At 66.8% G+C, this 24438-nt stretch carries 24 protein-coding genes and 1 pseudogene; 8 read left to right on the forward strand and 17 right to left on the reverse strand.

Annotation, left to right across the window (positions count from 1 at the left end; translation table 11 throughout):
* Nucleotides 1-575 precede the first annotated feature (575 nt).
* From Rhe02_RS16280 to Rhe02_RS16295, 4 genes are all read left to right on the forward strand, one after another.
* Complete coding sequence (locus Rhe02_RS16280; RefSeq protein ID WP_203909074.1) at nucleotides 576-3659, forward strand: ATP-binding protein; 3084 nt, start codon at nucleotides 576-578, stop codon at nucleotides 3657-3659.
* A 73-nt stretch (nucleotides 3660-3732) separates the two neighbouring features.
* The gene (locus Rhe02_RS16285) at nucleotides 3733-4812 is read left to right on the forward strand and encodes a class I SAM-dependent methyltransferase (protein ID WP_203909075.1); all 1080 of its coding nucleotides are present in this window, start codon (nucleotides 3733-3735) and stop codon (nucleotides 4810-4812) included.
* The gene (locus Rhe02_RS16290) at nucleotides 4809-6296 is read left to right on the forward strand and encodes an amidase (protein WP_203909076.1); all 1488 of its coding nucleotides are present in this window, start codon (nucleotides 4809-4811) and stop codon (nucleotides 6294-6296) included. The genes Rhe02_RS16285 and Rhe02_RS16290 overlap by 4 nt, the downstream gene beginning before the upstream one ends.
* Entirely contained in the window at nucleotides 6293-6676 is a 384-nt protein-coding gene (locus tag Rhe02_RS16295) for a hypothetical protein (RefSeq protein ID WP_203909077.1), read from the forward strand. The genes Rhe02_RS16290 and Rhe02_RS16295 overlap by 4 nt, the downstream gene beginning before the upstream one ends.
* Before the next feature lie 31 nt (nucleotides 6677-6707).
* Here Rhe02_RS16295 and Rhe02_RS16300 read toward each other — a convergent pair whose 3' ends face one another.
* Complete coding sequence (locus Rhe02_RS16300; protein WP_203909078.1) at nucleotides 6708-7076, reverse strand: cupin domain-containing protein; 369 nt, start codon at nucleotides 7074-7076, stop codon at nucleotides 6708-6710.
* A gap of 180 nt (nucleotides 7077-7256) precedes the next feature.
* On the opposite strand from Rhe02_RS16300, the gene Rhe02_RS16305 reads away from it, so the two are divergent.
* Nucleotides 7257-7973 carry a flavodoxin family protein gene (locus Rhe02_RS16305; RefSeq protein ID WP_203909079.1) on the forward strand — a complete coding sequence of 239 codons (717 nt, stop codon included), beginning with the start codon at nucleotides 7257-7259 and terminating at the stop codon, nucleotides 7971-7973.
* Here Rhe02_RS16305 and Rhe02_RS16310 read toward each other — a convergent pair.
* Complete coding sequence (locus Rhe02_RS16310; protein WP_203909080.1) at nucleotides 7970-9544, reverse strand: HD domain-containing phosphohydrolase; 1575 nt, start codon at nucleotides 9542-9544, stop codon at nucleotides 7970-7972. The genes Rhe02_RS16305 and Rhe02_RS16310 overlap by 4 nt on opposite strands.
* Nucleotides 9545-9680: 136 nt before the next feature.
* Here Rhe02_RS16310 and Rhe02_RS16315 point away from each other — a divergent pair, with 136 nt between their 5' ends.
* Nucleotides 9681-10484 carry an alpha/beta fold hydrolase gene (locus Rhe02_RS16315; protein ID WP_203909081.1) on the forward strand — a complete coding sequence of 268 codons (804 nt, stop codon included), beginning with the start codon at nucleotides 9681-9683 and terminating at the stop codon, nucleotides 10482-10484.
* 5 nt (nucleotides 10485-10489) lie between these two features.
* Here the strand turns inward: Rhe02_RS16315 and Rhe02_RS16320 are convergent, their stop codons facing one another.
* The 8 genes and pseudogenes from Rhe02_RS16320 to Rhe02_RS16355 all read right to left on the reverse strand — a co-directional run bounded on the left by Rhe02_RS16320 (nucleotide 10490) and on the right by Rhe02_RS16355 (nucleotide 17352).
* A complete protein-coding gene (locus Rhe02_RS16320; protein WP_203909082.1) occupies nucleotides 10490-11563 on the reverse strand; it encodes a class I SAM-dependent methyltransferase in 1074 nt (357 codons plus the stop codon).
* A 132-nt stretch (nucleotides 11564-11695) separates the two neighbouring features.
* Nucleotides 11696-12139: a hypothetical protein gene (locus tag Rhe02_RS16325; protein WP_203909083.1), complete on the reverse strand. Its 444-nt coding sequence runs from the start codon at nucleotides 12137-12139 to the stop codon at nucleotides 11696-11698.
* On the reverse strand, nucleotides 12136-13254 hold the full coding sequence (locus Rhe02_RS16330) for a molybdopterin-dependent oxidoreductase (RefSeq protein WP_203909084.1): 1119 nt from the start codon (nucleotides 13252-13254) through the stop codon (nucleotides 12136-12138). Before Rhe02_RS16330 ends, Rhe02_RS16325 begins: the two co-directional genes overlap by 4 nt.
* Before the next feature lie 5 nt (nucleotides 13255-13259).
* Nucleotides 13260-14621, reverse strand: a complete 1362-nt coding sequence (locus tag Rhe02_RS16335) for an MptA/MptB family glycosyltransferase (RefSeq protein WP_203909085.1) — start codon at nucleotides 14619-14621, stop codon at nucleotides 13260-13262.
* Nucleotides 14618-15417: pseudogene (locus tag Rhe02_RS16340) on the reverse strand (S-methyl-5'-thioadenosine phosphorylase). Before Rhe02_RS16340 ends, Rhe02_RS16335 begins: the two are co-directional and overlap by 4 nt.
* Nucleotides 15418-15434: 17 nt before the next feature.
* Complete coding sequence (locus tag Rhe02_RS16345) at nucleotides 15435-16079, reverse strand: class I SAM-dependent methyltransferase (RefSeq protein WP_203909087.1); 645 nt, start codon at nucleotides 16077-16079, stop codon at nucleotides 15435-15437.
* Entirely contained in the window at nucleotides 16076-16702 is a 627-nt protein-coding gene (locus Rhe02_RS16350) for a TIGR04282 family arsenosugar biosynthesis glycosyltransferase (protein ID WP_239123866.1), read from the reverse strand. Before Rhe02_RS16350 ends, Rhe02_RS16345 begins: the two co-directional genes overlap by 4 nt.
* Entirely contained in the window at nucleotides 16699-17352 is a 654-nt protein-coding gene (locus Rhe02_RS16355; protein WP_373320639.1) for a glycosyltransferase family 2 protein, read from the reverse strand. The genes Rhe02_RS16350 and Rhe02_RS16355 overlap by 4 nt, the downstream gene beginning before the upstream one ends.
* 93 nt (nucleotides 17353-17445) lie before the next feature.
* Here Rhe02_RS16355 and Rhe02_RS16360 point away from each other — a divergent pair, with 93 nt between their 5' ends.
* Entirely contained in the window at nucleotides 17446-18483 is a 1038-nt protein-coding gene (locus Rhe02_RS16360) for an NAD-dependent epimerase/dehydratase family protein (protein WP_203909089.1), read from the forward strand.
* Nucleotides 18484-18582: 99 nt separating this feature from the next.
* On the opposite strand, the gene Rhe02_RS16365 is transcribed toward Rhe02_RS16360, so the two are convergent.
* The 3 genes from Rhe02_RS16365 to Rhe02_RS16375 all read right to left on the reverse strand — a co-directional run bounded on the left by Rhe02_RS16365 (nucleotide 18583) and on the right by Rhe02_RS16375 (nucleotide 20332).
* Nucleotides 18583-18777, reverse strand: a complete 195-nt coding sequence (locus Rhe02_RS16365) for a hypothetical protein (protein WP_203909090.1) — start codon at nucleotides 18775-18777, stop codon at nucleotides 18583-18585.
* Between the two features lie 97 nt (nucleotides 18778-18874).
* On the reverse strand, nucleotides 18875-19066 hold the full coding sequence (locus Rhe02_RS16370) for a hypothetical protein (RefSeq protein WP_203909091.1): 192 nt from the start codon (nucleotides 19064-19066) through the stop codon (nucleotides 18875-18877).
* Nucleotides 19067-19519: 453 nt separating this feature from the next.
* A complete protein-coding gene (locus tag Rhe02_RS16375; protein WP_203909092.1) occupies nucleotides 19520-20332 on the reverse strand; it encodes an SDR family NAD(P)-dependent oxidoreductase in 813 nt (270 codons plus the stop codon).
* A gap of 56 nt (nucleotides 20333-20388) precedes the next feature.
* Between Rhe02_RS16375 and Rhe02_RS16380 the strand changes: the two genes are divergently transcribed.
* Nucleotides 20389-20964, forward strand: a complete 576-nt coding sequence (locus tag Rhe02_RS16380; protein WP_203909093.1) for a TetR/AcrR family transcriptional regulator — start codon at nucleotides 20389-20391, stop codon at nucleotides 20962-20964.
* 362 nt (nucleotides 20965-21326) lie between these two features.
* On the opposite strand, the gene Rhe02_RS16385 is transcribed toward Rhe02_RS16380, so the two are convergent.
* Genes Rhe02_RS16385 through Rhe02_RS16400 form a run of 4 tightly spaced genes read right to left on the reverse strand, consistent with a single transcriptional unit; the run spans nucleotide 21327 to nucleotide 24406 of the window.
* Nucleotides 21327-21695 (reverse strand): hypothetical protein, encoded by a 369-nt coding sequence (locus Rhe02_RS16385; protein WP_203909094.1) that lies wholly within the window; start codon nucleotides 21693-21695, stop codon nucleotides 21327-21329.
* Complete coding sequence (locus Rhe02_RS16390) at nucleotides 21692-22657, reverse strand: ADP-ribosylglycohydrolase family protein (RefSeq protein ID WP_203909095.1); 966 nt, start codon at nucleotides 22655-22657, stop codon at nucleotides 21692-21694. The genes Rhe02_RS16385 and Rhe02_RS16390 overlap by 4 nt, the downstream gene beginning before the upstream one ends.
* Nucleotides 22602-24059: a trehalose-6-phosphate synthase gene (locus tag Rhe02_RS16395; RefSeq protein ID WP_203909096.1), complete on the reverse strand. Its 1458-nt coding sequence runs from the start codon at nucleotides 24057-24059 to the stop codon at nucleotides 22602-22604. The genes Rhe02_RS16390 and Rhe02_RS16395 overlap by 56 nt, the downstream gene beginning before the upstream one ends.
* Nucleotides 24056-24406, reverse strand: a complete 351-nt coding sequence (locus Rhe02_RS16400) for an STAS domain-containing protein (RefSeq protein ID WP_203909097.1) — start codon at nucleotides 24404-24406, stop codon at nucleotides 24056-24058. The genes Rhe02_RS16395 and Rhe02_RS16400 overlap by 4 nt, the downstream gene beginning before the upstream one ends.
* Nucleotides 24407-24438: the final 32 nt, after the last annotated feature.

Below are 24438 nucleotides of genomic sequence, written 5' to 3' on the forward strand. Positions count from 1 at the left end.
GGGAGGATTCACCACATTCTATGGTGTGATTCCACGAATTTTGGTGTCCGAGGGGATTTCCGACGCCTGACCCACTGGCGGACCAGTTTGCGCTACAAGATCGGGTGAACCACGACAGCTACGGCCCCGGCACGGTCATCGGGGTTGAGGACGATGTCGCTGTGCTCATCGATTTCGGTACAGGGCGGAAACGTATTCTCACGCCGTGCGACAAGCTCTTCAAGCTCCGAGATCTTCCCCAGTGCACCCTGGCCGCGAGATTACGTCGCCTTTGTCCGGTACGACGCGCTGTTTACGCCAGACATTCGCAAGCCGAAATCCGCGAGGAAATCTGATTGCTCCTAATTTCGGCTCACTGGTGCTGAGCGTCAGGGTCTGGGACGGCCGGTGTTGGTCTCAGGATCCCCGCCATGGGCGGAGGCACGCGCTCGGAGGGCGACATTCAACGACCGGTGTTTCCACAGTCAGAGGTACGGCTCAGCCCACTGCTCCGTGACAAGCGCGCCGCGTTCTGTAAGGATTTCCATCCGCTCGCCGACCGGCCAATGGTCACGGTGAACGGCAGAATTCTCAGCATGGCCGAGCTGGTGGGAAGGGAGACCCAGCTTGCCTTGCTGCGCGGCTATGCCAGCGAGGCGCTGGCGTCGCGCGGCCGGCTGGTCCTGATCGGCGGGGAGCCGGGCATCGGCAAGACCACCCTGGCCGAGGTCGTCGCCGACGAAGCGGCTGGGCGTGGCGCCCGTGCTGTGTGGGGTGTGTGCGTCGACGGCGCGGGGCTGCCTGACTTCTGGCCGTGGCCCGATGTCCTGGCCGCGGTGGGCGGTGACCTGGCTGGTCTGCTCGCGCACGGCAGCGGCGTTCAGGCGTGGTTCGCGGTGGCGTCATCGGTGGTCGCCGGACTACGGGCCGCCGCCCAGGCGGCGCCGCTGGTGGTGGTTCTCGACGACCTGCACTGGGCGGACGCGGGAGCCTTGCGGGTGCTGGACTTCGCCGCCCGGGCGCTGCGGCGCGATCCCGTGCTGCTGCTGGGCACATACCGGGATATCGAGGTGCAGGACGGGCATCCGCTGGCGGGGCTGCTCGCGATGGCCGACGTGGTGTCACTGGAGGGGCTAGCGACGGCCGAGGTTGACGCCTTGCTGCGCTCGGTTGTTGGCGAACACGGTGTGCCCGTCGCCGAAGTCGTCCACGGCCGTACCGGGGGCAACCCGTTCTTCGTGCTCCAGGTCGGCAGGCTGCTGGCGGCGGGCGCGAACGCGCAGGCGGTGCCGGTCGCGGTCGGCGACGCCATCCGCAGGCGTTTCGCGCGGCTGCCCCAGCCCACCGCCGAGCTGCTGCGCGTGGCCGCCGTTGTCGGGGCCGAGGTGGACGCCGCGGTGGTGGCCGATGCGGCGCACGTGGACCTGGCATCCATTGTGGACATTTTGCAGCCTGCTGTTGCGGCGCGGGTACTGCGCGCCCTCGATGTGGGGATCTACCGGTTCGAACACGACCTGTTCCGCGAGACCGCCTACGCCGACCTGGATCCGGGCACCCGCGCCCAAACCCATCTCGCCGTCGCGCGTGCGCTGGGAGCCCGCAGGAAGGCTGGTGGTCAAGTCCGCCCAGGCGACATCGCGCACCATTGGGCGCGAGCCGTGCCCGCGGCGGATCCCGCCGAGGCCTTGGCGAATGTGGAGCAGGCGGCCCGCGACGCCACCACGCGGCTGGCACACGAGGAGGCGGTCCGGCATTGGAAGCAGGCGTTGCGGCTGGCCGAGCTGGCCGGTAACGTGCCGCCCGGGATGCAGGTCGAGCTTGGTGAGGCCATGCTGAGGGTGGGTGAAACCGATGCGGCCCGAGAGGTGCTCACCGAGGCCGCCCGCCGCTCGGGAGGCGACGCCCTGACGCTGGCCTGTGCGGCGCTTGCGCTACATCGAGTGGGGGTCCGCTCTGGTTCCAGCCACGCCGAGTTGATCGAGCTGCTCGGCCGAGCGTTGTCGGCATTGGACGCCACCTCTCCAGGTGAGGCGCTGGCCACCCGGGTCCGGGCGGCGCTCGCCCGGGAACTCGCCGACGGGCCGGATGCCGACCTCGGTCGCGCTGAGGTGCTGGCCACCGAGGCGGTTGCCGCGGCGCAGGCCTGCGGCGACGCGGCTGTGCTTGCGTTCTGTTTGTCCGCTCAGTATGACGTCGTGTGGGGTCCGGGGACGGCGGCGCGGCGCCTGGAGATCGCCGGGCGGATGGCCAACGCCGCGATTCGTGGCGGTGATCGCGATTTGCAGTTCCATGCGATCCTGGGCCGCCATATCGCGTTGCTGGAACTGGCGGATCCGCTGGCGTCCTCGGCCCTTCTGGAGATGGAGGAGCTGGCCGAGCAATCGCGCCAGCCGCGGCTGACCTATTTGGCCGCGTCCAGGCGCGCCGCCTTCACCATTCTCACCGGCGATTCGGCCAAGGCCGCCAGCCAGATCAGCGCGGCGCACGAGCTTGCAGCGGCGATCGGCGAACCCGACGGCGATGGCGTTTGGGTCACCCAGCTGGTCGCGCTCGCTCTGGGCCAAGGCGGTGCGGTCGCTGCCGGCAAAGCCATGCAGGCGCTCCCCGGCCCTGCGATGCCGCCGGAATACGCGGTGCAGGAGTCCGCGATGCGCCACCTGGCCCAGGGCGATGCTGCCGCTGCCGCCGCCGCGCTGGGCACGCCGCGGCCTGTTCCGCCGGTCAGCGGGTTCCGGTGGCGCGCATTGGCCGGCGCCGCGATCGAAGTCGAGGCAGATGTGGCCGCCGGAATGCCGAGCCTGCTACCGGCCACATATGACTATCTGCGTGAGTACGCCGGTTGCATGGTGCTGATCGGTGGGGCCGTATGCGCTCCCGGGCCGGTCGACCTATATCTCGGGTTGGCAGCCGAGGCAATGGGCGACCTTGAAGCCGCTGCCGGGCATCTGCGCGCCGCGATGGCGCTGGCGGACAGGCTCGGCGCTCGCCCGATCGCCACCCGAGCACGCATCGAGCTCGCCAATGTGCTTGCACGCCAGGGTGATCCGGTGTCGGCCCGGCAGATGCTCACCACCGCCGCCGATGTCGCCGCCGAGCTGGGCCTGGAGGGTCTCTACGACCGCGTGCTAAGGCTTCGAGCCACGACCGAAGCGCCCGCGGCCGAGTTCCGCAAACAAAGCGAAATCTGGATTTTGACTTTTGCGGGTACCACCAAACAGCTCGCCGATGCCAAAGGCCTTCATGACATCGCCGCGCTGCTGGCCGCCCCCGGACAGCAGATCAGCGCACTGCAACTCTACGGCAGCCCCGATCCGGACACCGGCGCCGACGAGATCCTCGACGCGCAGGCCCGCGCGGCTTACAAACAGCGCCTCGCCGACCTCGAAGAGGAGATCGACGCCGCGGAAGCCACCCACGATGACGGCCGCGCTGCCAAGTACCGGGCTGAACGCGATGCCCTCGTGGCCGGGCTGGCAGCTGCCTACGGTCTGGGTGGGCGGGTGCGCAGACTCGCCGACCCCGGTGAACGGGCCCGCTCGGCGGTCACCGCGCGGATACGTGACACCCTCAAGCGCATCGAGCGGGCTCATCCCGCGCTGGGCGAGCACCTGCGCGAGTCGATCTCCACTGGGCGGTCCTGCGCCTACGAGCCGTCAGCGGCAGTGCGCTGGGTGCTGTGAGGCCGGCGTCTCACAGGGTGTGAGACGCGATCTCACGCCTATAGGTCACCTACGACAGATGGGGTGACCACCAATGATCGACATGACGACGCTGGATCCGGCCAAGCTCGAGGCCGCGGCGGGTAAGACCTTCGCTGAGCTGGGTGTTGGCGTGACCGGCCCGCTCATGGTCCTGGGCGACCGGCTCGGGCTGTGGGCAGCGCTGGCGAGCAGCGGCCCGGTCACGCCTGCCGGGCTGGCCGAGCGCACCGGCCTGCACGAGCGCTACCTGCGAGAGTGGCTGCGCGCAGTGTCGGTCGCGGGATATCTCGACTACGACCCGGGCGCGCAGACATTCACCTTGTCAGGTGAGATGGCGGCGGTGCTGGCCACCGACGACTCCCCCGCCTCGATGATCGGCGTCTTCTCGGGCTTCATCGGTTTGTGGGCCGACCTGGACCGCATCGAGGACCTGTTCCGCACCGGCGCCGGGCTGAGCTGGGGCGACCACCACCCTGCACTGTCCGCCGCCCAGGAACGCTTCACCCGCCCGATGTACGAGGCGAGTCTGGCCAAGGCGTGGCTGCCCGCCGCCGACGGCGTCGACGTGGCCCTGCGCGCCGGGGGAAGCGTGCTCGACATCGGTTGTGGCTACGGTGTTTCCACGTTGGTCATCGCTTCCGGGTACCCACAAGCAAAATTGACCGGCGTGGATTCCGATGATGGTTCGGTAGCGCACGCGCGGAAGGCTGCCGCTGAGGCCGGTTTGGCGCAGCGGGTCACCTTTGAGGTCGCCGACGCCAGCTCGCTTCCCGGAAGTGGTTGGGACGTCGCGGTTTTCACCGACTCGCTGCACGACATGGGCGACCCGGTCGGCGCCCTGAAAGAAGCGCAGCGCGTCGTGGCACCCAGTGGAACCGTGCTGATCATCGAACCTCTTGCGGCCGACCGTTTCGAGGACGACTTCAGCAATCCTTACGCCCGAATCGGATACGCCATCTCCACGATGGCGTGCACACCTTCCTCGCTGTCGCAGCCGGTCGGTGCGGCACTCGGCGCCATGGCTGGCGAGGCCAAACTTCGTGAAGTCGCCGCGGCAGCCGGATTTGAGCGGGTGGAACGGATCGCGGCCGACGCCGCACCATTCAACATCATCTTGGCGGCGCGGCCATGACCGCGACCCTGCCCCGCCGCGACGCCGACGCGATCGCCCGGCTGGATGCCACAGACCAGGCCGGATTGGTCCACTCCGGACAGATCACTGCCACGGAATTGGTGGAGGCGGCCATCGAGCGGATCGAGCGGCTCAACCCGCTCCTCAACGCGGTCATCACGCCAACGTTCGACCTGGCTCGGGCACAGGCCGCCGCAGGCCTGCCGCACGGGCCGTTCACCGGCGTGCCGTACCTCCTCAAGGATCTCGCGATCGAGGCCGACGGAGTGCGTTTCAGTGAAGGTTCGCGCTTTCTGGCGGGCAACGTATCCCGTCACGATCAGGAGCTGACAAGACGTCTGCGAAGTGCCGGCTTGGTGATCTGCGGCAAGACGAACACGCCCGAATTCGGTATGCAGCCTACGACCGAGCCGCTTCTGCACGGGGCGACCCGAAATCCGTGGGACGTGACCCGAACGACCAGCGGATCTTCAGGCGGGTCCGCGGCCGCCGTGGCCGCAGGAATGGTGCCTTTTGCCCACGGCAACGACCTGGGCGGGTCGATCCGCTTCCCCGCTTCGGCCTGCGGGCTTTTCGGATTCAAGCCCAGCCGGGCGCGCAATCCGGTCGGCCCGCAATACGGCGACGTAGCGGCCGGATTCGCCGTCGAGCACGCCCTGACCCGATCGGTGCGCGACAGTGCCGCATTACTCGATGCCACCTCCGGTCCCGCGCTAGGCGACCCTTACCCGTCCTGGCCGGCGCCGGTCGACGGCTTCGCCGCCGCGGTCGACCGCGATCCGGGTCGCCTGCGCGTCGCGTACACGACCCGCACGCCCGACGGACAACAGGCCCATCCCGAATGCGTTGCGGCCCTGGATAACACTGTCGCTCTGCTTGCCTCGCTTGGGCACGAGGTGGCCGAGGAGGATCTGCCCGGCCTTGACGATTCCGTGGGCCACGCGATCGGCGTCAGCTACGGCGCGGTCGTCACCTGGGTTGTCGAGTATTGGACCCGAATCGTGGGACGCGAGCCCGATGTGGACGAGCTGGAGCCCAACACCTGGGCCATGTGGCAACAAAGCAAGTCGGTCACCGCGGGCGCCTATCTGATGGCTATCATGGATCTGCAGGCATTCGCTCGTGCTGTCGCAGGTTTCTTCACCCGGTACGACGTCTGGCTCACGCCGACTCTCGCCTCGCCACCTTTGCCGTTGGGCGCCATGGTTTCCAGCCCGGACGACCCGTGGCGGTCGGCGCGCGTGGGCGGGCCCTTCGTGGCCTTCCCGGCGATCGTCGCGAACATCACCGGTGCGCCGGCCATGTCGGTGCCGATGCACTGGACCGAGCCCACACCCGAAGCGCCGCAAGGCCTGCCGATCGGTGTGCACGCTCTGACGCGCGTCGGCGCCGACGCCATGCTGTTTTCCCTTGCCGGCCAGCTCGAACGCGCCCAGCCGTGGGCACACCGCTGGCCTGCACTCGCCTTCGAGGAGCTGCCATGACCAGCACAGCGGTAACCATTTGCCCGATGCTCACCGAATTCGTCGAGTTTCTGCAGACCGGGCAGTTGCGCCCGGACGTCTTCGCCACCGACGCGGTCATCGACTTCAACGTGCCATCATGGCGATTCTCCTCGCGCGGCCCGGCCGCCATCGCGCAGCAGCGCCACGCGGCCGGCCCCGGACCTTGGCAGGTCGTCGTGGACCGCGCCGAACCGACACCTCGCGGATTCGTCGTCGAGTTGCATCACGCCCACGCCGATCAGTACTACCGGACCCTGTCCTTGGTGACCGTCGCCAATGGACGCATCCTCGAAGTCGTGCACTACTGCACCGGAAACTGGGACGCCGCCGCACGTGAGGCATATGCCGCGCAGCGGTGACCCGTCCAGTCCAGCGATGCGAAGTAAAAGACTAGCTTTCGGAATCTGCCGCAAAGGTGGCCGCGGTCGCGCCGTCGAATTCGTAGCCGATGAATACGTCGGTACCTTCGACCCAGGCGTCGTGGCCCGGTTCGATGAGATACGCGTCGCCTGGCCCGAGCTCAAGCTTGGTCCCGTCGGCGTGTTCGACCCGCATGTGCCCTGCGACGACCGCGCCAATGTGCCTGGCTTGGCAGGTTTCTGTCCCGACGATGGGCTTGACTGAAAGTGACCAGCGCCAGCCCGGCTGCAGCGTGAACCGGGCAACCTTGACCTCGCCCAGCTGTACCACGTCCACCTGGGCGTTGGGTGGGGTTCGTACCTCGTTCGCGTCGTTGAAGCTTCGGCTTGCAGTCGACATTGGTAGACCTCCGTTGGTCGTCGGAAGGGCTTTCGCTCACACAGCCTAGGACCTTGGAGGCGTCATTCGCCTCCAACGTCATCGGATGGTAATAACCCGGCCTGCGCATCGGTGCGGCGTGACGGGTGATGATGGATGGCGTCAACCGAACCCTCCACAATGGCGGGAGATGGAGAGAACATGACAGGCTTCACGGCCCGCTTCGACGACCTGAGCGCGTTGTTCATCAACTGCACCCTCAAGCGGTCACCCGAGTTGACCCACACCGGCGGCCTGGTCGACATCAGCCGGTCCATCATGGAAAAGCATGGTGTGCATGTGGAAGTTGTCCGCGCCATCGATCACGACCTCGCCACCGGGGTGTGGCCGGACATGACCGAACATGGCTGGGCGAGCGACGAGTGGCCGGCGTTGTACGAGCGGGTCCAAGCAGCCGACATCCTTGTCCTGGCTGGTCCGATCTGGCTGGGCGACAACAGCTCGGTGATGAAACGCGTCATCGAGCGGCTGTATTCATGCTCCTCGCTTCTCAATGACGCCGGTCAGTACGCCTACTACGGTCGCGTGGGTGGGTGTCTGATTACCGGGAACGAAGATGGCGTCAAGCACTGCGCGATGAACATTCTCTACAGCCTGCAGCACCTGGGCTACACCATCCCGCCGCAGGCCGACGCCGGCTGGATCGGTGAGGCCGGGCCGGGTCCGTCCTATCTGGACCCAGGGTCCGGCGGGCCAGCAAACGACTTCACCAACCGAAACACGACGTTTATGACCTGGAATCTGATGCATCTGGCCCGAATGCTCAAGGACGCCGGAGGCATTCCCGCGTACGGCAATCAGCGCAGCGCCTGGGATGCTGGTGCGCGATTCGACTTCGCCAATCCCGAATACCGCTAGCGGTCTTCGGCTTCGAAGGCGCCCACCAAGCCGTGCTGCGACGCGAACAATGTCGCCGCGGCCCGGCTCGATACTCCGATTTTGGTGTAGATGTGCTCGGTGTGGTTGGCCACCGTTTTGGGTGTCACGGTGAGCAGGTCGGCGATCTGTTTGTTGGTGCGGCCGCGTGCGAGCAGTCCCAGCACTTCGACCTCGCGGGCGGTCAGGCCGTTGGGCCAGGCTCGCCGTGCGGTGCTTCGCTTACCGGCCGCTTTCAGCACTGCTGCAACGGCGTCTCCGTCGAGCCGGCCGGCCCGCACCTCAGCTGCCAGCTCGGCGGCTGCCTGCTCGGGTGGAATTGCCAGCCGGTACGGGCGTGGCTCGGACATGGCGTGGTAGACATCGGCGACGGCCAATAGCCGATCGAGCGGCCGCAGCGACGTCGCGGTCAGGCCACGCGGATAGCCGGAGCCGTCGAGCCGTTCGTGATGGCGGCCCGCGACCTCACAGCTGGCGGTCAGCGCGCTGACACCGGCCAGCATCCGTTCGGTGAGGTACGGGTGGATGCGCACGTGTTCGCGTTCGGATGCGCTCAACGGGCCGGGCTTGTCCCAGATCGCGTTGGACACACCCAGCCGGCCCAGATCGTGGAGAAGACCGGCGCGGCGGACGGTAAGAATGTCCGCCTCGGACATTCGCCACAGCCGCGCTGCCTCAGCGGCGAGATTGGCCACACCACGCGAACGCCCGGCGAAGTGAGGCGATTTCAAGTCGGCCAGGTCTGCCATCGCCTCCAACACAGAGTCGAGGTCGCTGCCATCGACCATTGGCGACAGGCTGGGCTCGGCGTCGAGGATGGCATCCCACTCCGAGGCTTCGTCAAGCCCGTCCAGGATGGCGGATGCGTTGGTGCAGAACAGGTCCACAATGGCCGGATCGAAATCGGCACCTCGATGCCGCACGGCCGCTTTACGGGCACCGTCGACGCCGTACCGGCGAGCATAGACCTCAACAGGTCCGGCCACCTGAACGAGGCGGGCCGGCAGCGTTATTGACGCCCCGGCCAGACCACGCGGAACACCTTTGCCGTCCCATTGGGCGTACCCGTGCCGAAACGACCGCACGGCTATCTCGTCGAGCCCGATCTGCTCGGCGAACTGGGCACCCAGACGCGAGTGGGTGTTAAGGAATTCGGTCACCTTCTTCATGCTCGACCGAGGGAACCCGGCCAGCCGGCGGGCCCGCTGTAGACCGCTGCCATGCCCGCCGACGCGGCGTACAAGAAAGGAGATGATCTGTGCGGTGTTCATGCCCAGCAAGTCGAAGGTGTCGGACTTGAAGGCGATGTCGTCGCCGAACCAGCTCGCCTGCTCGGCTGCATCAGCGTGGCAGTAGGCGTTGAACATCAGCCCGAGATAGTAGGTGGCGCTGCGTTCGCCTGGCGTGGCTCCCGCCAGCTCGGCAAGGCGCAAGGCGATGACGGTCTGGCGCATGCAGTGCGCCATCGGCTGCCCCAGTCCCAGGTCGGCGGCGTAGGACAAGGTCGCCACCAGCTCAGCGACCCGAACACCCTGCGTCGGCGCACTCGGCATGAGGCAAGCGTAAACCCGGCTTCGATCATGACGTGATGGACCCGTACCCCAGATATGGGTAATACACCTCATGCGGTGTACCGCCACGCCTTCCTACGGTGGATCTATCACCAACCCACGCCGCCGGAGGCCTACCGTGACAAATTCCCTTGATACCGCCGAATTCAAAGGCTATGCCGACACCGCAGGCTTGCCCACCTACTACGAGGCGCAGGGTCGCGGAGACTCACTCGTCATGCTGCACGGCGGCTTCTGTTCGGTGAACACGTTCGCCGCCTTCACCCCGCAGTTCACCGAACGGTACCGGGTTTTCAGCCCCGAGCGGCGCGGACACGGACGCATGCCCGACCCCGAAGGCCCGATCACCTACGAGATCATGGCCGACGACACCATCGCCTTCCTCGAAGCCCTCGGCATCGGTCCAGCCCACCTCGTCGGCTGGAGCGACGGCGCCAACGTCGCAATGATCACCGCCATGCGCCGCCCGGACCTTGTCCGCAAACTGGTGCTGATCGGGACAGCGGTCAACATCAGCGGTGCCAAGCCGTGGGCGAAGGCCATGACCGAAAACATGACCGTGCAACATGTCCCGCCGTTCCTGACCGACGAGTACGCGAGGCTGTCACCCGACGGACGAGACCACTTTCAGGTGGTCTTCGACAAGCTCGCCCGAGCCATCATCGATACACCCCAAACTCTGGCTGACCTAACCCGCATCACCGCACCGACACTTGTGATGGCAGGCGACGACGACCTGGTCACGGTCGAGCATCTGGAAGCCATGCGCGCCGCCGTCCCCGACGGCCAGCTAGCCATCGTGCCCGGATCCTCACACGGCCTGCCGCTGGAAAAGCCCGAACTCGTCGCCCGGCTCATCCTCGACTTCCTCGCCGACAAGCAGGCGCCGAAGTTCATGCCCGGACCCACGACACAGAGCTAGTACTGCTAGGCGTTCAACTGGTAGAAGCGGAAGAACGGGTGCTCGATATCAAGAATCCTGCTTGAGCCAAAGCCGCTCGCGGTAGCCAGCGCCTGCAACTGCGACGGCCGCATCACGGTACCGACGGGATCCATATCTGGTTTGTCGCGGCCCTGGGGCAGGCACCACAGCGGGCTGACATTGGCGAAGAACCTCTGGACCGGGTCATCGGTCGGCGACACCAAGGTCTCGTCGGTTGCCTCATCCATGACGATGACTGCACCGCCGCCGGCCAGTGCCCCGCGCGCGGTGCTCAGCACCTTCTGCGGATAGCCAAAGTCGTGCACACACTCGAACAGGAAGATCACGTCGTAGCTGCCCTGGACCGGCTGGGCAAGGTCGTGTTCATGGAAGGTAACCCGGCCCGACACCCCCGCCGCCTGAGCGTTGGCCCGCGCAGCCGCAATGGATGCAGCGTCGGCGTCATAGCCACTTACGGTGATTTTTGGGTACGCCTTGGCCAGCTCGACCGACGACCAGCCGGAGCCGCAACCGAAGTCGGCCACGCGCGCGCCTCCGTCAAGCCGCTCGGTAAGGCCGGGGATCGCGGGCAGCCAGGCGGGGATGAGCTCGTTGGCGAAGGCGGGCCGGTTCAGAGCCGCCTGCGCGGAGACCCCTCCCGGGTAGGCCGAGTAGGGCACCCCTTCCCCGGTACGGAAGGCCGCGGCGAGCCGTTCAAGCACGGCCCCGACACCGGCGATCGCCTGGCTGAGGGGAGCAAGGTAGAAGGGCGACAGCTCGTCGACGAACACTTCACGGCCGCCCTCCGCCAGAGTGAACGACGCCGTCGCCGGGTCAGTTCCTTCGACCGCGACGAACCCCGTGACCGCTTGCGCCTGAAGCCATTCCCGGACGTACCGCTCGTCGCAACCAGATGCCTCCGCAAGCTCGATGCTTGACGCGGGGCCGATGTCAGCGAGTGTCCGGTAAAGGCCGAGCGTATGACCAAGATAGACGTTGGAGATTTCGGAGGCGCCGACCCCTGCCAGGAGCACCTTCGTGACGAGTTCTTCCGCCGGCGAGCTGGTCTCGGTTGTCACTGCTCATCACCCCTCACAGAACGAGCTACCCCTCAGACTAGAGCCAACCCGGCAATGCAGACATTACGGGGTGCTTACCAGCGGCCGCTCTCGACGCCCAGGTCACGCCGCACAAATAGGCTCTCGTCAGTGCTAACCCTCTTCGACTGGCCTGCGGCCGCGGCGGATTGCGCGAATCAGTAGCACGGCCATTGCGGTGGCCCAGATACATCCGACGACTATCAGCAGGCCGCGCGGATAGTCGCGCGGCAGCGCGGAGGGCAGGTCGGAGCTGCGGCCGTGGCCGGTGACAGCGGGCAGCGCGATGATCACGACTGCGGCCGTGGTCAACAGGGCGGCTTGGACTATCGGGCGGGCGGTACGCGGAACCAGCTTTACGACGAGGACACCGACGCCGATGAAGATGGGCATGAGGACAAGCTCGTGACCGACGAGCGAAAGGATAAGGAAACGTATGTAGTTGAAGAGGTTGTCTTCCTCGGTCAGCACCCCGACGCCGGCGTAGAGCAGCGCGATGAGGCCGAGTGCCACCAGGCCTCGCCGGGTCCACGTCATCCAGGTCGGCTGGCGGCTCACGTTGGTCTCTCTACGACGAGGCGCTGCACCCATTTGGTTTGCATGACGCCTGGGCGGTTGGGGGCGATGAGCCGGCACGGGTAGCCGTGGTCGAGGTGCAGCGGTTCGCCGTGCAGCCGTAGGGCGAGCAGCGTGAGCGGGTCGCGTGCGTGCGGTGGTGCGAGCGTGGACTGGCTGTACGCGCCCTGCTGCATGGACACGACGTAGACCTGGTAGGTGTCGTCGCCTCCGGCTGCGGCTACGAGGTCGGCGATTCTCACTCCGGACCAGAGCGCGTTGGCGCTCCATCCCTCGACACAGGTGATGGGAAGTTGTGAAGTGTGTTGCGGCAACGCGTTCAGGTCGGCGAGGCTGAACGTCCGGACGCCTGCGGGGCCGGCCAGTTCGAGCCGGTAGCCGGGATCGGTGGCCATGGCGACGACTCCGGCGCTGACGGCCGATTTGTTGACCGGCAGCCCTTGCGGGCCGATGCGCGGGTCACGTGGCGCCAGCAATGACACACTCGCCAGAGGCCGGACGGTCTGGCCTACGGTGGCCAGTGTGATCACACCCGTGGCGGCCGCCACCGAGGCGAGCAATCCGCGGCGGCTCAGCCCACCGGAGACCGGTTCGCGGCGCGGCGAGGTGCTCAACGCGCGACGAACGATGGGGAGCTTGACACCAAGATGGACCAGAACAGAGCCGGCCAGAGCCCACGCCGTCCAATAGTGCGCTCTGGTGAAGAAGAAGCTCATCGGCTGGTACCAGCGAAAAATGTTCAGGATCCCGGAAAACACCTGGAACAGGGCCGTGGCGACCAGCACCGCCAGACTCACCCTTTCCAAAGCGTGCACCGGATCGCGCAACGACGGCCACCGGAACAGCTTCGGGTACACCGACCACAGCTTCACCGACAGCAACGGCGCCAACGCAAGCCCGGTCGCCACATGCAAACCTTGTGTCACCCGGTAGAGGTTCACCGGACGCGACGGCCACGCGAACCACCACGGCGGCTGCTGGATGGCGTGGCTCAGATAGCCGGTGACAAAGCAAATACCGATGGCAATGCCAAGGGTGACACCGAGTTGGCTGGTGAGTTTGGGGCTACGCAGAAGCGAGGTGAACCGTCTGGCCATGGCAATCAAGACAATCCGGGGGCGGCAAGGCGGATCTGCCACCGTGCGGCAGCACGCACGGCAAACACTGCCGCGACCATCAGGGCCGCGACACCGTAGCCGACCTGCTGCGCGTGCGTGCCGTGGAGATGAAGGTTGCTCGAGTATTGCGCCACGTAGCCCGCCAACGCGACGGCCAGCCACTCGACCCGACCGCTCAACGCCACCATCACCACCAGAAGTATGGCGTACCAGGAGTAGGCGGGGGTGCTGACGAGAAGGAACACGCCGGTTAACACTGTCGCGGTGTCCCAGGGTCGCGCCGGATCGGTCTTCCAGTAGCAGATCAGTGCGGCGGCGAGCAGGATCAGAGCCGCGGCCGCGGTGGCGGCGGTGGGCGGCAGAATCGGGGCCAGCAAGGCGAAGCGGGTCCCGCCGCGGTAGCCCTCCTCGCTGAGGTATCCGGGTAGATAGCCCAGCACTCCCGGGCCGGTCGCTAGTACATAGGGCAGATATACGGCGGCGAGGGTGGCACCGGCTGCGGCGATGACGGTGAGCGGGCGGCGGCGTAGCAGCGAAGGCCCAATTAGCACCGGCGTGATCTTGGCGGCGATGGCCAGCCCGAACAGGACTGCTCCTGCGGCCGTGCCACGCCACGATCGGGCCTGCGCTGCGACGAGAAGCGCTGACGCGACAAGGAAAGCGCCTACCACGTCCAGGTGTGCGTTGTTGCCGGCTTCCAGCGCGACCAGCGGGCACCACGCCCACAGCGCGGCCCAGCGCGGATCTCCGCCGGCTCGCGGCAAAGCGAGCAAGAGCAGGATCGTCGTCGCCACAGCGAACAGCGCTGACGCGAGCTGGATGGGCCGTTCTCTTGACCCTTCCGGCGAAAGCATTGCCACGCTGGCGAAGTAGGCCTGGGCAACGGGTGGGTAGATGGTGTTGACCACCGGCCGGTTGATCATAGTGCAGCCCGGCATCAGGCCGCTTCCGGGTGCCACACACCACGCGGAGTGCTGCGGCCACAGGAAATCGTCGCGCAGACCGGCAAGCTCCGTGGCGGCTGGAACATGCCGATACGGATCGACGCCGGAGGTTTGGACACGACCGTCCCACAAATAGCGGTAAAGGTCGTCGCTGGTGCGCGGTGGCGCGAATCCAGCAGCCAACGGCAAAGCGATCCCTCCCACCACGATCAGGGTCGCTGCGGCGCGGCGTGGCACTTTGCGGATGAGCCAGCAGGCCGTACCGAAAAGCAGCCAGGCACCGGCCATAAACACGTACCACCCGATGCTGCCCTGCCACGGTGCGGGATGCACCAGCCACCAGACACACACCGTCAGCAGTGCCACACACGCCAATGCCGAGACCGAACGCAGATGCTTCATGGCAGCTCGAAAGGCAGGCTCATCCCGTCCAATGCCGAGCCGCACGAGCATCCGGCCCTGTCCCCAGCGCGCCCACCGCGGCCATCAGCAGCTGCCGCATCCGTTCGGTATTGGAGGCGAAGACCCGGAACACTTCGTCCTGGGTCACTCCCCGATCGCCTTGCACCCCGGCGTCGAGGTCAGTCACCAAAGCAATGGCGGCGTAACACATCGCCATTTCACGCGCCAGCACCGCTTCCGGGGCACCGGTCATATTGATGACAGTGCTGCCCTGTACTGCATAACCGCGCGACTCGGCACGCGTGGAGAATCTAGGCCCGTTGATGACCACCATCGCTCCGCCGTCGGTCAAGGATTGGCCCGCGACGTTCGCGGTCTCCAAAATGGACTTTCGAAGTCGCGGGCAGTACGGGTCGGCGAAGTTGATGTGCACCGCGCCGGTGTCGTAGAAGGTGTGCTCACGGCCGCTGGTGTGATCGATCAGCTGGTCAGGCAGCACGAAGGTGCCCGCCTGAAGGCGGGGTTGCAGCCCGCCGACCGCGCACGGAGCGAGAATCTGGCGGCAGCCCAAGGACCGCAACGCCCACATGTTGGCCCGGTAAGGGATGCGATGCGCCGGATAGCGGTGACCGGCACCGTGGCGGGGCAGGAAAGCGACCTCCTTGCCACCGACACGTGCCACCGTGACCGGCGCCGACGGCTCACCATAAGGCGTGTCGGGTTTGAACTCACCGTGAACCTCGTCAAACAGCTCGTAAAGCCCTGACCCACCGATGACCGCGGTTTCTGGACGCATCGCACGTGCTCCTAGTCTCAGGTGGATAGGCGGGCGAACCAGCGCCCGGCCGCTGTCCACTGCGCAACAATCTCCAGCGCTGCCTGTTCGGCGACCTGGCACAGGTCCTCGGCGGCGACGGCGGCCCACCAGAACGGCGCGCTGTCCTTTCCGTTGTGCCGCATGCGCACCGGCCTGCGCCATGTTCCCGAGCCCGGCGACCCGAGCTCCGCGACGAGGGTTCCACGCGGGCGCAGCAGCCTGGCGCAACGGCGCAACAATGCGGCAGGGTCGCCCCCGATCCCGATGTTGCCGTCGGCGAGCAACACGTGCGCCCACCAGCCCTCGTCGGGTACCTCGGAAAAGACGTCACACAATCGAACCGCCGCACCGCGATGCTGCGCTTGGGCGACCGCCTCGCCGCTGATGTCTATGCCCAACGCAGGCACTCCTCGCTGCGCAAGGGCGATGACCAGGCGGCCCGGCCCGCAACCGACATCCAGCGTGGAACCGGTGCAGGTGTCGAGCAGGGATTCGTCACCGGGGCGCCGATCGGAGCACCAGTGGGCAGCGTCCATCTGCACGACACTGAGTCCACCTGGCGCGAGGAGATCGACCGGGGTCGCCTCTCCGGACGCCGCCTGGCGCAACGCCGCACCATAGGTGGCCAGAGCCGGTTTCATCCCATCCCCAGCGCACTGACCGCAGCCGCAAACCCTCCACCGGGACACAAGGCCGCGACCTTGCTCAAGTCATCGGCAGTGTCCACGTCGCGGATGACAGGACCCCAGTGCACCCGAAGCCCTTGACTCGTCAGCGCTTCGAAGGTGAGCTTGCCGGTATCGGGCTGCGACATGGGCACCCATTGCAACACAACGGCGGCACGTGCGTCGCGAAGCGCGAGTGCCCACCAGCCGCCATCCTCAGCCGCGCAAAGCACCGCGTCGGCCGAGGACAGACCATCGGCGACCTCGCCAAGCAAGTCGGCCGTCACCTGCGGGGTGTCCATCCCGATGAGCAACGTGGCCAAGCCGACAGCCGCGGTGTCGGCGAATCCGTTGGCCAGCCTCACGCCCAGACCTTCGCCGCGCTGGGCCACCACATCCCATCCGGGCGGCGGCCGATAGTCGCCGTGCAGAAGCAACACCCTCCTGCCCGCCGGCGTAGCGCCCGCAACGGCGAGGGTGTCCGTAAGGGCCGCCTCAGCAAGCAACGCCGCCTGTTCCGGAGTGCACGGCGGGCAGAGCCGCGTTTTGACGCTGCCAGGCATCGGCTCTTTGGCCACCACCACAATTTGCGTGTTCACGACACGAGCACCTTGGACATGTCCCTCACAGCCCGCAGGGTTCCCCTCATCGTTCCGGTGACTTTTGATTTGGTACCGGCCATGCGCGGCGCATAGTCCACATCGACCTCCTGAACACGCCACCCGCCCCTACCCGCCAACAGCACCATCTCCAGCGGATAGCCGAAACGCCTGTCCCGCATCCCCAATCCCAGCAAGGCTTCCCGCCTTGCCGCCCGCATCGGCCCGAGATCGTGCACCGTCACATCGGCGGCCGCACGTAGCCGCCGCGCCAAAACAGCGTTACCTAGACGCGCGTGTGGAGGCCACGCGTCGCGAGACGTCGGCCGACGGCGACCTAGCACCAGATCGGCCTGCCCTGCGACGACGGGATCGGTCACCCTCGGCAGCTGCGCCGGATCCAGCGACCCGTCAGCGTCCAAGAAGCACACGACGTCCGTCTGCGCCGCGCACAGCCCAGCATGGGCAGCCGCACCAAATCCACGCTGCGGGACGTGAATCACCTTCGCACCATGCGCTTCGGCGACTTCGGCTGAGCCATCCACCGACCCGTTGTCGGCGACGATCGCCCGAAAGCCCGCCGGCAGCCGCGCCAACACCCACGGCAGCGCCTGCGCCTCGTCAAGGCAGGGCAGCACCACATCAATCACGGCTCTCACCGTAGAGCCGCGCCACCACCAATGATCCTTACGACACCCTTACGGATCGGCCCGCCTCACTGGATACCCGATAGTGTTTCCAATGTGCGCATTCTTGTCACCGGCTCAGCGGGCTTCATCGGCGGGCACATCATCTCGACCCTGCGGGAAAACGGCCACGAGGTGACCGGCCTGGACTGCCTGCATCCCGCCGCTCATCGCCAGTCAACATCGTCCGGGCAGGAATGGACCCTGGGCGACATCAGAGACCGGCAAACCGTGCGCACCGCCCTTCGCGGTGTCGATGCCGTCTGCCATCAAGCAGCGATGGTCGGCATGGGCGTCGACATGAACGACGCTCCCGAATACGCCTCCTGCAACGACCTTGGCACGGCGGTGGTACTCGCCGAAATGACAGCAGCTAAAGTCGATCGTCTCGTACTGGCCAGCTCCATGGTGGTCTACGGCGAGGGCGCCTACACCTGCGACGAACACGGCAGCCAACGCCCCACCGCCCGAACCGAGGCCGACCTCAAGGCCGGCCGCTTCGAACCGGGTTGCCCACTGTGCACGGCGCAGATGCGACCGTCCCTCGTCGACGAATCCGCACCGCTAGAGCCGCGCAGCGTCTACGCCGCCACCAAACTCGCCCAGGAACACCTCGCCGGTGCGTGGGCCCGGGCCACCGGCGGCAGCGCAATCGCTCTCCGCTACCACAACGTGTACGGCCCTCACATGCCGCGCGACACGCCCTACGCCGGTGTCGCCGCCATCTTCCGATCATCGTTGGAAAGCGGCCAAGCGCCGCAGGTGTTCGAAGACGGCGGCCAGCGGCGCGACTTCATCCACGTCCACGATGTCGCCAAAGCCAATCTGCTCGCGCTGCAAGCCGATTGCTCACCCGCAACCATGAACGCGTACAACATTGCTACCGGTCACCCCCACACCATCCTGGACATGGCCACCGCCTTAGCCGCCGCTACCGGCGGCCCGCAGCCGCATGTCACCGGCGCCTACCGCGGCGGCGACGTACGCCACGTCACCGCCTCGCCCGCACTGGCGCAAAAGGAGCTCGGCTTCACCGCCGAAGTCGGCTTCGCCGAAGGCATCACCGAATTCGCCACGGCACCGCTGCGCCACTGACGGCGGCCTGTGTGCTCCCGGCAATGGACAGCAACGGCTACTTTGCCGACCGGACTTCCCGGAGCGCACACGCTGGCATTCGGTGGCTAGCGCGTGTGATCAGTGTGCAGCCACCACCACCGTCACCGCTACGCTCACCGCCGCCACGGCCCCCACACTGAGGTATCCGATCGCGGCAGGGCCGGGTTGGCCGTCACCGGCGATCCCGGCGTATAGGGCAGGCACCGAGAACGCAAACCATGGTCCGTATCCGAGGGCGGCCACGATCTGCGCCGTGAAAATGGCGGCGAACAAGGTGCCGATCGCGGCTAGATAGCCGCGGCCCAGACTCGCCGCACAGCCGGCAGCCGGGACCGGCGCAGCTTGACCATTTCGGCGTAAGGCGCGGCGTTCATGCGGTGGCCCCCTGACCTACCAGGCGCAAAAGCGACTCCAGGTCTTCCTCGGCAACGGTGAGATGAAGCGGTGCCGTGCCGGCCCGGACAAGCACGGTGGCGATCTCATCCGGGAAGGCGACGGCATGCTCGCTGGCCAAGGTGAGCGTGTCGTCCGGTGCGGTATGTGGATGGTGGCCCGCCGCCACCAGGGCTGCGGCAGCAGCCGCCTGGTCCCGGCAGACGATCTCCAGCCGGCGCTTGGCCTATCGGTGTCGCGGTACAGCAGATCGATCCGCTCTCGGTTGCCGCGTTGATGGGCGACAGGCGAATGAGCCCGCGGGCGCGCAACGTGCTCGCCGCGCCGCAGCGAACAAGCTCCTCGACATTCGCCTGCCGACCACAGTGGACGTGCCTCTTCCCCGTACCGAAACCGGCAATAACGAGCGTTCGGACGCTGAACCTGAACATGCTCATCAGACAGAGTCAGCTCAGGCAGCCAACGACGACTCAACCAACCAGCACCGGGCGCCAGACGAACGCGAACCTCAGATCCCCTGACACCGGCGCTCGCCCATACTCGCCGTGCCCGAAATTGGCGCGTGCTCATCCCCGCGTCGCCGACAGACGCAGTCACAGCGGCGACATGAGCTCCCGCAGCGTTAGGCGGCTGCTGGTTGTCGTTTCGCGAGGTTGCTGGCGGCTTGGGCGAGCATCTTGCCGTTCATGCGGATGGAGACGGTGCGCGGCAGCAGCTGGGTCATCAGGCGCATCATTCTGCCGGGGATGAGTATCGGCTGGTTTTTGGTGAGTGCGGCCAAGGTCTCCCGGACTGCCCGCGCGGCGGGCTGTGGGCGGACGGGCAGGCTCGCGCGGTCGACGCCTAGCGCGTCGATGATCGGTGTGTCGACGTTGCCGGGCATCATCACTGTGACATCGATGCCGGCGGGTGCGAGCTCGTAATGCAGCGCCACGCCGAGGTGCAGCGCATAGCTTTTGGCGGCGGCATCGTGAGCCATGTTCGGGATGCCGTGTTGCGCGCCCAGCGCTGAGACGATCACGATGCCGCCTCGGCCGCGGGCCATCAGGCGGCGGCCGAACGCGTGGACCAGCTCAAGGTGAGCGGTGGCGTTGAGGGTGAACCGGCGGTGCAGGTCACTAAGGTCTTGATCGAGATAGCGACCGGGCCTGCCGCTGCCTGCGTTGGACACGAGCAATCCGATGTCCAGATCCTGTGTGGCATCGATAACGGCTGACGCGCCGTCGGGTCTGCTGAGGTCGGTGGTGATCACTCGATAGTCGGTGCCGTGGGCGGCCTTCAGGGATTGTCCCAGCGATTCGAGGCGGTCGGTCGATCGAGCTGCCAGGACCAGGTTCAGGCCGGCGGCGGCGAGCTGCTCGGCAAAGGCACGGCCGATGCCGGAGGAGGCTCCGGTGACGGCTGCCCACGGACCATAGGACGCGATTTCAACCATGATTTAGACTGTAATCTGGACTCGGATCTAAATCAAGATGGATAGGCTGATCCGTCATGAAGACTCCCCCAGCCGATCTCGCCGAGCGGCTGCTCGACGCGAGCGAGCAGGTGCTGTTCACCGACCCGCCACCGCGGCTGGAGGATGTGGCGCAGCTGGTCGGGGCGTCGCGGGCGACGCTTTACTACTACTTCTCCGGCCGAGATGATCTGCTCACCTTCCTGCTCACCGCGCACGCGCGGCGTGGCGCGGCGGCGATACAAGGCGCGATCAACTCAGATGATCCACCTGAGCTGCGGTTGCGGGCTATGGTCGCGGCCATGGCCGGCTACCTCGGCCACCATCCAGGGATGTGTGCCGGCTTGCTCACCGCGCTCGGCACGACCGGCCGGCTCAACGACGTATTGCAGGCCAACGACATCTGGATCGCCGCCCCGCTGCGTGAGCTGCTGGCCGACGGCCGCGAAACCAAGGCATTCGCTGTCGACGACATCGCAGACGCGGCCAACGCCCTGCTCGGCGCGGTCCTTTTAGGAGTGCTAGGCCGATCCATCTCCGGCGCCGACGCCACCGATCTCCGATTCCAACAGCGACTATCCGAGCAAGTGGTCCGCGGCATCCTCACCCGCTAACCAAGACGGGCATCGCCCGTCGCGGCCGCTTCTCGTCAGTATGGCTAGGCGCAGCCAATGATGGCGACCGCCTTGGCGCCCCGGATGCGGCCAAAAAAAGCTACGCGGCGACGAATGCCGGCGCGACGATATCTGGGTAGACGGCGACGGCGGTCGGCTTCGCCCGTGCAGCGCGACGTGGATCGTCCGCGCTGGCGGCCATTGCCGCGTGCGTCCGGCCCTCGGCACGGCGAATTCCTCGCCCGTCCGGCGGCCCAGAGTGCGAGGTCGTGTTCGCCGAACCCATCTCGGATGTCACACGGCCATCGACACCGCCGAGGTTCGGTTCTGCGCGATGGCAACGATTCCGAGGGTTGGCAAGGCTAACGCATGCTGGTGCGTTGGCGGCAGATAGTACCGGTGTTGAACATGGGCCGCATCCATTTGGTGCGGCGCGCTCCGGGCCTCAGCTGTGCCACGGGTGTTTGGTCGATTTGGGGAAGGCTGATCGTTAGGGCCAGGCCTCGGCGTGAGGTTTCGTGCTCGCAGTCCTCGATGGCGACAACGCCGACGTAATCGACGACGGTGATGGCGGACAGGTCGAGGTGCAATGAGCCGGTGGCGTAGCGACGCAGCGTGCCGATGACGACTTTGGGCAGCAGGTGCGCCGTCAGCGCCGTGAGTTGCCCGATGGCGGCGAGGGTGATCTGGTGTGCTTCGAGCCGTATTCGCATGTGCAGCAAGGGGTTCATGGGTTTCGCCAGGGTTGGGGACTGGTGTTTTTCAGGGCGGCTAGGGCGTTGGCGATGGGATGGATGCGCAGGGCGTGTGATTGTGCGCGCCACGTGCTGGGTGGGTGGTATTGGGGGTTGCGCGCTCCCGCAAGAGCCGCGGTGATGATCGTGATGGCGCGGGTGTGACCGCCGAGGGCGAGGGCGTAGCGGACGGCGGCGGTGGGGTCGCTCGGGTGACGAAGGTACGCGGTGAGAGCAGCGGGGACGGTACGCAGGACACCGGCGGCGCTGTTGAGGGTGGCGATCGTTTCGGCGGGTCCTGCCCTGTGGCGCACGAGGGTGCGCACGATTGACAGGTAATGGGCTGTTTCGCGGTCGTGGGCTTGACTGGCTACAGCGGCCAGGAACCGGTTGGCGGTGAAGCTGGTGCCGGGCAGGCCGCGGCAGGCCGTGGCCGTGGCGGTGATGGCGGCACCGTCTCGGGCCCACGGGTGGGTGTGGGTGGTGACGGCGCTGCGACGGGCGATGTCCGCGATCGCGCCGAGGCCGTGGTGCGGCAGGAGTCCGGCTGCGCAGGCGCGCACAGCGGCGCTGCTACCGTGGGAGCCTTGTCCATTGTGGAGCGCCGGTGCGGCTTGCCACCATGGGATGCCTTGGGCTACTTGGGATAGCACTGTGGCGGTTCCACTGTCGGCGGTGTGCGGCGCATATTGGGCCAGAGTCCATACGAGGTTGTCTTCGTCGAGGCCGCCGTCGTGGGCGGCGAGGTGGCTGGCCATGAGCAGCAGGTGCTCGCCGTGGTGGGACAGGGCCGCCGGGTCGGTTTTGATGGTGATCGCGCTGTCGATGTCGGTGGTGCTGGGTAGCCGGGTGCCGTGCAGGGATGCGGCGATGGCGTCGGCGCAGGAGGCCAGCAGGAGGCTTTTATGGATGCGGTGCGGTAACGGTGAGCTGGCCGCTGGTGTCGCTTGCCTGTACACGTTGCCGCGATCCTTCCTGATGCCGCCCGGTGGGAACGCTCCGCCATGTCTGGTGGAGACGACCTGTTGCCGTGCGGTGCTTGACGGGTTTGAGGTTGTGCAGGAACTGGTCTGCCCATGTGGTGATGCCGCCGCTGGTCAGCGTTTGGCTTCGCATCGCCACGACTTGCCGTGATGCGGTGTGGCATTGGGCTGCTGCCGCCAGCATCGCCCGGCCAAGCGCTTCCGGGTCGTGTGGGTTGATGACGACCGCGCCGGGCAATGGTGTGGCGCTGAATTCGCTGAGCACGATGCAGCCACGTCCATGGGTGCGCGTGGCGGCGTATTCGGCGGCGTGCGGGGTTGCCCGGTCGCGCATGGGGGTGGCGAGCATGACGTCGGCAGCCAGGTAGAAAGCGGTGAGTTCGGCAGGGCTCAGGACGCCACGCTGATAGTGAACCGGCAGGTGGCTCAGGCACCCATGCTGGCCGTTGATCTTTGCGGTGAGACGTTCCAGTTCGGCGCGCAGCTGGGCTGCTTCAGGGGTGAGGCCGTCGCCGTTGGGGGCTAGCTGGATGAACGCGCATTCTTGAGCTTGCAACTGTCGCGTGTCCAGGAGCCGCGCGAATTCTTGTAGCCGTTGCAGTGTCCCGTCGCCGGGGTCGTTGCCGCCTATCGACAGGAGTACGGTGCTCGCCGGGCGCAACGAGGTCCGGATCTGGGCGGCGTGTGTCTGCACGGTCCAGGTTTCGGCTAGCTGGGATATGACGTGGGCGTCGGCGGGCATGGGCATCACCAAGGTGCGGCCATAGGCGGTGCCGGTCTGGTCGGCAATGGCCGCGAAATTGGCCCGAGACCGTTCGTCGGTGAACGACAAGAGATCTGCGGCCGCCAGTCCGGCCAGCAGGTCGTCGCGCCCGGCCAGAGTCTGGAACGATTCGGCCGGTGGCAGCGGGCTGTGCAGGGTGAACCCGATGCGCAGATCGGGGCGCATCCGGCGCAGGATGGCTGGGACTAGCTGAAGCGGATAGTCGTGAAGCCAGATCGCTGCGCCGTCGTCGGCGCTTCGGGCTATCGCGGCTGCGTAGCGCGCGTTGACCTGTTCATAGGCGGCCTTCCACGCGGGGTCTTGGGGTGGGGTGATCCCGCTGTGGCCGTAGTAGGTCGACGCCAACGTGTTCGCGCACTGCCCGTCGCGCCATCCGGACAGCACCGGGGCCGATATTTCCAACGGGACCAGCCACGATGAGGCCGCCGCCTTGGGCGGTATGTCGGTCGCGGCCACCCATGCCCCGCCGCGTGAGGAGACGGTGTGCATGAGCGCCGTGTGTGCCCGGCCGAGCACCGCATCGCCATCATCGTCGCCGATCGGCGAACGGGCGGTCGCCAAAACCAGGTCGACCGGGCCCGGTCTGTGCCTCATGGCTTGTCCTCCTGCCGGTGGGCGTCTGGTGGGCAGGGGGTGAGGACTTGAAGAACTCTGTCGACGCGGGCCAGGCGCAGATTGCGCATCAGCCGTGCCGACGGGGAGCGCAATGCGACCACGCCGCCGTTGCGGATGGCGCGGCGGTGAGCGTCGAGCAGCAGCAGGATGCCCGCGGCATCGATCGACGGGCAGCCTTCCAGATCGATGATGAGCTGCTTGGGGGTCAGCGCGATGGCCTCATCGAGAGTCGTGTTGATGCCTGGGGCCGTCCACACGTCGAGGTCGCCACGGACGACCACCTCGACGGTGGGGATGCTCGCGGTGGCGGTGTCGCTGTTCACCATGCGTACCTCCAAGTCCGGCGGGCGGGGCAACG

Origin of the sequence: Rhizocola hellebori (assembly GCF_016862955.1) — a bacterium.
Classification (GTDB): domain Bacteria; phylum Actinomycetota; class Actinomycetes; order Mycobacteriales; family Micromonosporaceae; genus Rhizocola; species Rhizocola hellebori.